The 10,436-nt window shown below is 46.6% G+C and carries 9 protein-coding genes and 4 tRNA genes; 1 reads left to right on the top strand and 12 read right to left on the bottom strand.

From position 1 onward, the window contains the following. Positions 1 to 342: 342 nt before the first annotated feature. The 4 genes from ACJMLT_RS03790 to glgA all read right to left on the bottom strand — a co-directional run bounded on the left by ACJMLT_RS03790 (position 343) and on the right by glgA (position 4,459). Entirely contained in the window at positions 343 to 1,035 is a 693-nt protein-coding gene (locus ACJMLT_RS03790; RefSeq protein WP_405726827.1) for a CvpA family protein, read from the bottom strand. A gap of 69 nt (positions 1,036 to 1,104) precedes the next feature. Beyond that, positions 1,105 to 2,505, bottom strand: a complete 1,401-nt coding sequence (locus ACJMLT_RS03785) for a DUF5711 family protein (RefSeq protein ID WP_405726824.1) — start codon at positions 2,503 to 2,505, stop codon at positions 1,105 to 1,107. 63 nt (positions 2,506 to 2,568) lie between these two features. Continuing rightward, positions 2,569 to 2,826: a hypothetical protein gene (locus ACJMLT_RS03780; protein WP_405726822.1), complete on the bottom strand. Its 258-nt coding sequence runs from the start codon at positions 2,824 to 2,826 to the stop codon at positions 2,569 to 2,571. A 199-nt stretch (positions 2,827 to 3,025) separates the two neighbouring features. Further along, positions 3,026 to 4,459 (bottom strand): glycogen synthase GlgA, encoded by a 1,434-nt coding sequence (gene glgA / locus ACJMLT_RS03775; protein ID WP_405726819.1) that lies wholly within the window; start codon positions 4,457 to 4,459, stop codon positions 3,026 to 3,028. 219 nt (positions 4,460 to 4,678) lie between these two features. Here glgA and pepF point away from each other — a divergent pair, with 219 nt between their 5' ends. After that, positions 4,679 to 6,475, top strand: coding sequence for an oligoendopeptidase F (gene pepF / locus ACJMLT_RS03770; RefSeq protein ID WP_405726816.1), 1,797 nt, complete (start codon positions 4,679 to 4,681; stop codon positions 6,473 to 6,475). A 143-nt stretch (positions 6,476 to 6,618) separates the two neighbouring features. On the opposite strand, the gene ACJMLT_RS03765 is transcribed toward pepF, so the two are convergent. The 8 genes from ACJMLT_RS03765 to ACJMLT_RS03730 form a co-directional block, all read right to left on the bottom strand. Continuing rightward, a tRNA-Leu gene (locus ACJMLT_RS03765) sits at positions 6,619 to 6,698 on the bottom strand. Positions 6,699 to 6,777: 79 nt separating this feature from the next. Continuing rightward, positions 6,778 to 6,851: transfer RNA gene (locus ACJMLT_RS03760), tRNA-Arg, on the bottom strand. A gap of 11 nt (positions 6,852 to 6,862) precedes the next feature. Beyond that, a tRNA-Gly gene (locus ACJMLT_RS03755) sits at positions 6,863 to 6,933 on the bottom strand. A gap of 11 nt (positions 6,934 to 6,944) precedes the next feature. Then, positions 6,945 to 7,018, bottom strand: a tRNA-Arg gene (locus ACJMLT_RS03750). Between the two features lie 116 nt (positions 7,019 to 7,134). After that, positions 7,135 to 7,644, bottom strand: a complete 510-nt coding sequence (locus ACJMLT_RS03745) for a metallophosphoesterase (protein ID WP_405726813.1) — start codon at positions 7,642 to 7,644, stop codon at positions 7,135 to 7,137. 4 nt (positions 7,645 to 7,648) lie between these two features. Beyond that, entirely contained in the window at positions 7,649 to 8,242 is a 594-nt protein-coding gene (locus ACJMLT_RS03740; protein WP_405726810.1) for an XTP/dITP diphosphatase, read from the bottom strand. A 10-nt stretch (positions 8,243 to 8,252) separates the two neighbouring features. Continuing rightward, on the bottom strand, positions 8,253 to 8,984 hold the full coding sequence (gene rph / locus ACJMLT_RS03735) for a ribonuclease PH (protein ID WP_405726807.1): 732 nt from the start codon (positions 8,982 to 8,984) through the stop codon (positions 8,253 to 8,255). 171 nt (positions 8,985 to 9,155) lie between these two features. After that, on the bottom strand, positions 9,156 to 10,436 hold a 1,281-nt coding region (locus ACJMLT_RS03730; RefSeq protein ID WP_405726804.1), incomplete at its 5' end, for an N-acetylmuramoyl-L-alanine amidase.

Below are 10,436 nucleotides of genomic sequence, written 5' to 3'. Positions count from 1 at the left end.
TCCTAGTGCCAAGGCATTCACCTTATGCTCTTTCTTGCTTGACCAGTCTGACAATAATTTATTGTCGTTATTTGAAAAATAGCTTTTTCTCTGGAATGTTTCGTTGTAGCGATACAACGGTTTGTAACTTTCGTTACGTTTCTTTTGAAAATAGTTTCTTTTTATTTCTCGATTGACTCTATTTTTGCTTTACTTGTATTCAGTTTTCAAGGTGCAATTTTTTAGCGGCCTTTTTCGCGACCGCTTAGATATATTATCACGCAGGCAATACAATGTCAACATTTTTTTTGTTTTTTTTAAAATAATTTTCAAAACAGAAAAAAGCCTGATTTCTCAGGCTCTTTACGTAAAAATCGTCAGGATCAGCTGCTGCAGGATATTATTTTCATACAGAATATTGGCAACATAAGTTTTCTCCATAGCAGAAAATAGTCCACTCAGATCAGCCCGACACTGAAAGAATGTCAGCACCACAAACCCCAGCCACACAAAAAACATACCTTTCATGCCGCCAACCAGAAACCCCATGCAATGATTAAAGAAACTCAGCACAGGCAGTTTGCTGAACAGATGCAGCGCATTCAGCACAATGGTCACTGCAATATAAATAAGAAGAAACGCCAGAATAACGCTCAGAATATTCACGCAGACATTCGCCAGAAATCCCGCAATGTATTCTTTCAGACTCTCCACATCCAAAAGCTGATAGATCACAGGATTATTATTTTCCAACAGCGCCTCCTTCAGAAAATCCGGCAAAGGCATCGCTTCAATGATCTCCGTCTGGGTCTGCATCGTCCCTTCTTTGATTGCTACATCCAGCCCCATAGAATCTCGAATAGAACCGGACAGAGAATCAAACAGAACCGTTCCTCTCAAAAACTTCCCCACATACGGGCTCGCCGCACGGGTTCCCACCAGAGCCGCCAGCATAGGTAAAAATCCAAAGGCCGCCCGCAGAAACCCTTTCCGCCACGCCGCCGCAGCACACCCCAAAATCACTGCCAGCACTGCCACATCCAAAATCAAATGCATCTCTTCCCCGCCTTTTCTTCTATAATAATATAAGAAGGGCGGCCACTTTCCATTGCCGCCCCATTTTGTTTATCCTTCATTTTCAGCAGATGTTCCTTCTGCATTCCCCTCCGCTTCGGAACTTTCCGTCGGCTGTTCGCCTTTATCTTTATTCGCATCAGCCGCCGTTTGCTTTGCTGCGTTAGAATCAGCATCCTCCTGCTTGCCCTCATCAGGCTTCGGTTTGTCTCCTTCCATTTCCTGCTCCGCAGGCTGTCCGCCTGTTTTTCCTGCGTCAGATTTCATATTCTTTCCTTTAGACATATCAAGAATAGAAACCTGTTCCTTGCCAACCGTCATAATGACATTCAGTTTTTCCATCGGAAGCAGGTCTGTCAGATCCCCTGTCGCCACATAAGTCCAGTTTTCATTGCCGCCATGGCTCACTCCGGTATATTTGCGGTCATTGCCGACCACAACACCTTTTTCCCCGGACTGCAGATAAGTTACGCTGTCACCTGTTTCATAGGAAGCTTTTTCCTTCCCATCGGTATCCAGCCAGCAAACCGTACCTTTTTCTCGGCCATCCTTATGTGCCACACTGTCACCAAAAGCCAGTACGATGTATTTCTTATTGCCCAGCGCCGCCTGATCGATGGTGTTTTCCAGAGGATAACTCCATTTTTCATCTCCACTGCTGCTGATGCCATAGATATTCTGATCTGTAATCACAGCCAGCGTGCCATCCGCGCGATAGCTGATGACAGGAATAATCTCCTCTGTTTTTTCCACACCAGCAAACATACTGTCTGTATGTTCTTCGCTTTCTTCCGCATCGATATAAAACAGCACCACACGGCCAATGGGAGAAATATCCGTTGTGTCCAGATAGCTGACCGCAAAAGCCCTGCTGTCATCGGAAACATCGGAACAAAGAGGGTATACCCCGTTGCTTTCTTCCACACGTTCTTTTAACAATGTACCTTTTGTGTTATAAATGCGAACCCGATAGGATTCACCGTTTTTTGTGATCAGAGAAAGATAGCCGTTCTCATTCAGCGCAAACTGAACCGGAGAACCTTCCGCCTGCAGGTCATACAGCATCCCTTCGCGATTATAAACGCGCACGGTTTTCCCGCCCATGTCGCCGACAGCCACATAGTCTCCCTCCTGCACCATCGCAGGGGAAGTCATATTGAAGGTGTCGCTCCACTTCTGGTCGCCCATGGCAAGAAAATATTTCACGCCGTCTTTGGTGCAAAGCATGAATTCTTTCTCAAAAACCGCCATGGCCGCTTTACTGCTGATATCCACTTCCATGGTTTCCACAGTCCCATCGGTTTCTTCCGCCGATGGCGCTGTGTTTCCTGCCAGCAGTTTTTTGAACATCCCTTCCCCATGGAAGGTATCGATATAGACCCCGCCGGCAAATAAACAAACCACCGCCAGCACGCAGACGATGGCTGTCAATGTTTTATTGCTGATTTTCATATCGGGTATCTTCATCCCGGACTTCTTTCTTCCGGTCTTCTTTTTTCCCATTTTATGCCTCCATTATTCCTCGATGTTTCGATGCATCAGGAACATTGCTCTTTCGTAATCTTCTTTTTTTACATAGATCAGATATTCTGTCTGATGTTCAGGGATCGGAGAGGATTCTCCTGTCATTCTGCCGCCCACAAAAACATCCGCACGGTCAGAAACACGCACTTCGTAAGAAATATCAAACTTCCAGAGGATATCGCGCACCTCTGCCTGTTTTTTCATATCAAAAGTACAAAGCAGCTCTTTTCTGTTAAATACTGTGATCATAATGACCCCTCCCGAAAATATAACACCCCATTTTATGCTTATTTATATCATACTACATAACATGGACATTTGTAAATCCGCACTTCCCCTTTTTCCCCAAAAATAAACCGCCAAAAGATGACCTTTCAGCGGTTATACTCTTTGTCATGCAGTGCTTTCTTCCTGCCCATGATAAGGACAGACGCACCGATGTACAGATTTATTCTTTTCTCAGTTTTTCATACAGTTCGATATATTTATCCGCAGAGCTTTCCCAGGAATAATCGCTGTTCATAGCATTTTTTACCACATTGATCCATTCTTCCTTGCCCATGTGATATGTCTTCAGTGCTTCATCGATTGCCCACATCAGACCCCAGCCGTCATAATGTTCAAACAGGAAGCCGTTGCCTTCTTTGGTTTCGGGATTATAGTGCTGGATGGTATCCGCCAGACCGCCGGTTTTTCTGACGATCGGCACAGTACCGAAACGCAGGCTGAACATCTGACCCAGACCGCAGGGTTCAAATTTGGAAGGCATCAAGAACAGATCGGAAGATGCATAGATCTGCTGTGCCAGAGATTCGTCAAAGAAGATATTCGCAGAAACTCTGCCGGGATAGTTTGCTTCCATAGCACGGAACAGATATTCATAGCTTGCTTCCCCTGTGCCCAGCAGTACAAACTGTACATCTCTGCGCATCATTTCATCCAGAACATAGGAGAAGATATCGATCCCTTTCTGGTCTGCCAGACGGGTGATCATACCGATCACAGGTACATCTCTCTGCTCCAGACCCAGTCTTTCCTGCAGGGCGCGTTTGTTTTCCGCCTTGCCTTCGGGATGTTCTGCATCAAAATGTTTCACGATATGTTTATCTGTGGCAGGGTTATTTGCCACATAGTCGATCCCGTTGATGATACCGCACAGTCGGTCAGCTCTGCTTCTGAGGATACCTTCCATGCCGTAGCCGTATTCTCCTGTCTGGATTTCGTTGGCATAGGTTTCACTAACAGTGCTGATGTAGTCTGTATATACCAGCCCCATTTTCATAAAGCATACAGAATCGTAGAATTCCGCGTTGCTCCATGTCCATCCGGGCAGCCCCATCATATCCAGTGTAGAGGGCGCAAATCTGCCCTGATACTGCAGGTTGTGGATGGTATACAGTGTTTTGATCTTGGAATAAGGCACCATATATCTGTAAATTTCTTTCAGATACATGCAGACAGGCCCTGTCTGCCAGTCATTGCAGTGAATGATGTCGGGATAGAAATCCAGCATTGCCAGCATATCCAGCACTGCTTTGGAGAAGAACGCAAAGCGTTCGTCATCATCATTGTAACCATACAGGCCGCCGCGACCAAAATAATAATCATTTTCAATAAAATATACCGGCACATCGCCTTTTTTCACCAGAACTTTGGCAGGCTGTTTGCGCCACTGCAGATGGACATCGAATTCCCCCAGAAATTCCACGCCGTACATTGTTTCATTTTTGATTGCTCTGTGTCGAGGGATTACCACGCGAACATCTACGCCTTTTGCACGCAGTGCCTTAGGTAAAGAACCAACAACATCGCCTAAGCCGCCACTTTTAATGAAGGGAGCAGATTCGCCCGCAACAATAAGTACTTTTAAAGCTTTATCCATATTTTATCACCTCATATTTATCATACTATGTAAATTAGTCATCAGCAAGCAAAATCCTTCCTGCCCAAAGGAAAAATTTTCATTTTTTTGAAAAAAAACATCATTTTTTGTTCCATCTTTATCTCTGTTTTAAAAAATGATATACTGGAAAATATAACTTTACCAAAAACGATTCGCAATAGAATCGTTCATAAAATACACAGAAAAGAGGTATGAACCATGAATCATTCTATTCCGGAAAGAAAGGATACTGACCCTCGTTTTCACTGGCATATCGAGGATTATTTTAAAACAGATGCGCAATGGGAAGAAGCATGCGCTGCTATCGAAGCAGGCATTCCCGAAATGACTGCCTTTTCCGGCAAACTGGCCAACTCCGCAGAAACGCTCCTTTCCTGCCTGCAGAAAAACGAAGCTCTTTCCCTGCAGCTGGATCATGTTTACACATATGCCAATATGCGTATGCATGAAGACAGTGCAAATGCCTTCTATCAGGGCATGGCATCCAAAGCAGAAATGCTGCTGATCCATTATTCCGCAGCCATGTCTTTCCTGACACCCGAAATCATTGCCATCCCCGCAGAAAAACTTGCAGCCTTCCGCGAAGAAAAGATCGCAGATTTCGCCATTTACGATCACTTTTTCCACACACTGCTGCGCCAGAAAGCACACACACTGACCCCTGCGGAAGAAAACCTGCTGGCAAAAACCGCAGAACTGGGCGGCGCTCCTCAGCAGATTTTCACTATGCTGAACGATGCGGATATTTCCTTCCCCGCCATCCGAACAGCCAATGGAACTGAACTGGAACTGACCAAGGGCAGATATATCACATTTCTGGAAAGTCCCGACCGCAGTGTCCGTGAACAGGCTTTCAAAAACCTGTATTCCGTATATCTGAGCCAGAAAAACACCATTGCAGCCACCTATTCCTCTTCCGTTAAAAGCGATGTTTTCTTTGCGGAAGCAAGAAAATATGGCTCCGCAAGAGAAATGGCCCTTGCCGATGACAATATCCCCCTGTCTGTTTATGACAACCTGATCGAAACGGTAAATAAAAACCTGCCTCTGCTGCACCGCTATGTTTCCCTCCGCAAGAAGGAACTGGGTGTGGACGAACTGCACATGTATGATCTGTATGTCCCCCTGGTGCCCGATGCCGATGTGAAGATCCCTTATGCAGAAGCGAAGAAAACCGTAAAAGAAGCTCTGCAGGTCATGGGTGCAGAATACAGCGCGGCACTGGAACACGGTCTGGAAAGCGGCTGGATCGATGTATACGAAAACAAAGGCAAACGCGGCGGCGCCTATTCCTGGGGCAGCTACGGCGTACACCCTTATGTACTGCTGAACCACAACAATACCATCAACAGCATGTTCACACTGGCTCACGAAATGGGTCATGCTCTGCATAGTTATTTCACATGGAAAAAACAGCCTTATCTTTACGCAGACCATAAGATTTTCGTGGCAGAGGTGGCATCCACCTGTAACGAAGCCCTGCTGATGGAACACCTGCTGAAAACAACAGAAGATAAAGTGATGCGTAAATATCTCATCAACTATTTCCTGGAACAGTTCAGAGGTACACTTTTCCGCCAGACCATGTTTGCTGAATTTGAAATGATCACCCATGCTATGGCAGAAAAAGGCGAACCCCTCACATGGGAAGGCATGAACAAAATCTATCGTGATCTGAATATCAAATATTTCGGCGAAGACATCGTCATCGACTCCGAAATCGATATCGAATGGGCGCGTATCCCCCATTTCTACAATGCCTTCTATGTATATCAGTATGCAACAGGCTACAGCGCAGCCATCGCCCTTTCCAGAAAAATTCTGAACGAAGGCCAGCCCGCCATTGATGCCTATCTGGACTTCCTGTCCAAAGGGGACAGCGAATACTCCATCGACCTGCTGAAAGGCGCAGGGGTGGATATGTCCGCAGCGGAACCTATTGAAAATGCCATGCAGCTGTTCAAGGAACTGCTGGATGAATTCGAAACCCTCTGAGGGTTTCACCCTCAAACTCCCAGCAGGGAAATAATTCCCCTGCACCCTTAATTGTCTGCGACGCAAAAAAGAGAACCTTCTCAGGTTCTCTTTTTGATTTTACAAAGAAAAAAGACCCATGCCACACACAGGTCTCATTTTACTGCGGATAACAGGACTCGAACCTGCACGGTCGCCCGCTGGAACCTAAATCCAGTGCGTCTGCCAATTCCGCCATATCCGCGTAATGCTATTATTTTATGCTTTCCCAACAAAAAAGTCAACGAAAAAAACCTGCCGATTTCCGACAGGCTTTTTCTTGCTGAACCGGAAGGGATTCGAACCCCTGACCCACGGCTTAGAAGGCCGTTGCTCTATCCAGCTGAGCTACCGATCCATATTGTGCGCAGCGGGTGATGGGAATCGAACCCACGTGTTCAGCTTGGAAGGCTGACATTCTACCATTGAACTACACCCGCATAAAAAAAAGTGAACCGGAAGGGATTCGAACCCCTGACCCACGGCTTAGAAGGCCGTTGCTCTATCCAGCTGAGCTACCGATCCACGTCTTAACGCAAGACATATTATGCCATAAGCATTTTCATTTGTCAACAACTTTTTTGAAATTTTTTAAAAACTTTTTTCGGGGCAGGTTTTAGTGGTATCCTGCCCCGTTTTGATCAGTTTATGCGTTTGAAATGTTCTGCATTCCAGTATTCCATGATCGCCCCTTCCACCTTGCCGTTTTCAATGGTCAGGATGCCAAAGGTAGGCAGACCGCCGCCCCGAGGCAGAGAAATGCTGCCGGGATTGAACAGGGCCACATGCCAACTGTCATCCCACACAGGGACATGGGTATGGCCAAACAGAACCACATCCGCCCCCTGTTCCGCCGCCCAGTAGGAAATGGTATCGGGATTCCAATGAACCCGCTGCTTATGCCCATGAGTCAGCAGCAGATTTTTTCCGCCTGCCCGCACCATCTTCTTGGAAGGAGTATCCATCAGATAATCGTTGTTCCCCTTCACATAATGGAAGGGCAGTTTCGGAAATTCCTTCATCAGTTCCAGCGCATCCGCATCATGGTCGCCCAGATGAAGCACCATGTCCATTTTGTCCCCGATCCGCTTCAGCACATTTCTGGCATTGTCCAGATAGGAATGGGTATCACTCAAAACCAAAATCTTCATAAGATCACAGTTCCTTTTTCAGAAGTTCTTTCATCTTGCCCAGTGCCTTCCCTCTGTGGCTGATGGCATTCTTTTCTTCCGCAGAAAGTTCCGCCATATATCTGCCTTTGTCGGGCACATAGAAAATGGGATCATAGCCGAAGCCGTTTTCCCCCTTCACTTCGTAGCCGATGATGCCTTCCACTGTATCATAGGTAGTCAGTCTTCTGCCATCAGGGAAAGCCGCTGCGATGCAGCTGACAAAACGTGCTGTTCTCTTTTCTTCGGGAACGCCTTCCAGTTTTTCAAAGATCGCCTTGAACCGTTCGGGATAAGGTGTGTCTTCCCCCATGAAACGGGCAGAATATACCCCGGGAGCTTTGTCCATGGCATCGATTTCCAGACCGGAGTCATCTGCCAGCGTGATCTTGCCGCTGACTTCCATGATCTGCACTGCCTTTTTCATGGAGTTTTCCTCAAATGTTGTGCCGTCTTCCACCACATCGATGGTGATGCCCGCATCTTCCATGGAGATCACGTTCACATTCATATCTGCCAGAATGGCGTTGATCTCTCTGATTTTTCCTTTATTTTTTGTTGCAAAAATAATCGTTTCCATCTTTTTCTCCTTATTTCAGTTCCAGACCGCCCAATGCCGCCTGCTGCATTTCCTTCAGTTCCGCAGTTGCCTTTCTGCCCAGCGCCAGAAGTTCCAGCAGCTGTTCCTGGGTAAATGTGCCGTGTTCCCCTGTGCCCTGCACTTCTACGAAATTGCCTTCGTCTGTCATAATGATATTCATATCCACTTCCGCCGCAGAGTCTTCTTCGTAACAAAGGTCTGCCATGGCAACACCATCCACCACGCCAACGCTGACTGCGGAAATATATCTGTGCAAAGGCATTTTTTCAATGAGCCCTTCCTCCACCAGTTTCTGGCAGGCCATGGCCAGTGCCACAAAACCGCCTGTGATGGAAGCCGTTCTGGTGCCGCCGTCCGCCTGAATAACATCACAATCCACGGTGATGCTTCTTTCACCCAGTTCTTCAAAGTTCACCGCTGCACGCAGGGCTCTGCCGATCAGGCGCTGAATTTCTGTGGAACGCTGGTTCAGTTTCAGTTTATTGATATCTCTTTTGTTTCTGGTTACTGTGGCACGGGGCAGCATGGAATATTCCGCTGTCACCCAGCCTTCGCCGGTGCCTTTTTTATGAGGAGGTACATTTTCCTCTACAGATGCATTGCACAGCACCTTTGTATTGCCCCATTCGATCAGAACAGAGCCTTCCGCATAGCGGGTAAAATCCTTGATGATATTGACAGGACGCAGTTCGTCCACTTTTCTGCCGTCAAAACGAATCATATCCGATTCCTCCTTTTTGGTTTTCTCATAAATTTTATTATATCACAAAAACAGGCTGCACTTCAAAAAACTTCTCTTTTTTCCTCCGCAAAAAAAGGCTTCTTCCGTTCCAAGAATCAAAAAGCAGACCTGACTGAGGGATCAGTCGGGTCTGCTTTTTCTGTTTTCATCTTAACGCAGTTTATAAGTATCAAAAGCCTCTTCAATGGCATCCGCAATAGCTTCTGCCACCAGATCCTGATAGCTTTCCTGAGACAGCTTCAGCGCATCCCCTGCATTGGAAAGGAATGCAGTTTCCACAATGACCGCAGGCACAGTTGTACTGTTCAGGATCAGCAGATCCGTACGCTGTACGATACCACGGTTATTATTCCCCGTTGCATCGATGATGTTATTCTGGATCAGCTGTGCCAGCTGTTTACTGGTCAAGGTTGCGCCCGTATCGTTGGCATGGTTTTTGTACAGGGTTTCCGTACCATTTACCAACGCATTGGTAGAAGAGTTCATATGAATAGAAACCATTGCATCAGCAACCTGACTGGCATTTCTTGCGCGACTGGCGTTATCGGGATAGGTATCGCCGTTTCTGGTCAGATATACCTTGATATCCTTATCCAGTTCCGCATTGACTTTCTGCAGCATGGTCAGATTCAGACTCTTTTCCACCAGACCATTGCCGCTGGCCCCGGGGTCTTTGCCCCCATGGCCCGCATCCAGCAGAAGCACTTTATCATACACATCCTGAGGGTTCTTCACATGGACGACATATCTGTCCTTTTCTTCCGTAATGCTGTAGCAGCTGATGCGGTTCTGGTGGAATCGCAGTGTGGTTTTTCCACTCTTGGTGAATACTTCAACGCTTTTGATCACGTCATCCCCGATGGCATACGTTCCTTCGCCATATACATCAGACAGATCCTTCGGCAGGGTCACATCAAAATAACCGCTCAGATAATGATCTTCCAGTTTTACGCTGCCTGTTTTGAAAGAATCTTCCTTATCCAGATACAGCACATCCTTCGCACCGTTATAGGTCATGTGCTGCAGGGAAGAACGGAAAATAGTCAGTGTACCGCCATTGCCATCTTCACTGTAGCTGTATTCTGTCAGGTCGCCCACTTCAAACACCATTCTCAGTGTCGTGTCGGTGAACATGCCGCTTCTGCCGGCAAATACATATTTCAGTTCTTTTATATTCAGGCTTTCATCCAGTTCAGAGTTCACATTGGGGATATCCACAACGATACGGTTGGGATCAGACCGGGTAAATACATCTGCCCCCAGCGCGCCGTCCCCTTCGATCTCGATGATATCCTTATCGTTTTTATGTTTGCAGGAAATATCCTCCACGGTCACTTTATCAAATGTCACGATGACCTTTGTGCCGTCGGCACTTTCTGTCACTTCGTATTTTTTCTTAGCAGAAAGATCCAGCACCACTCTGGTGTAGGT

Source organism: Anaerotignum sp., assembly GCF_045122575.1.
GTDB lineage: Bacteria > Bacillota > Clostridia > Lachnospirales > Anaerotignaceae > Anaerotignum_A.
Note: the sequence above shows the minus strand (reverse complement) of the source record. Positions and strands in the feature narration are given on the sequence as shown.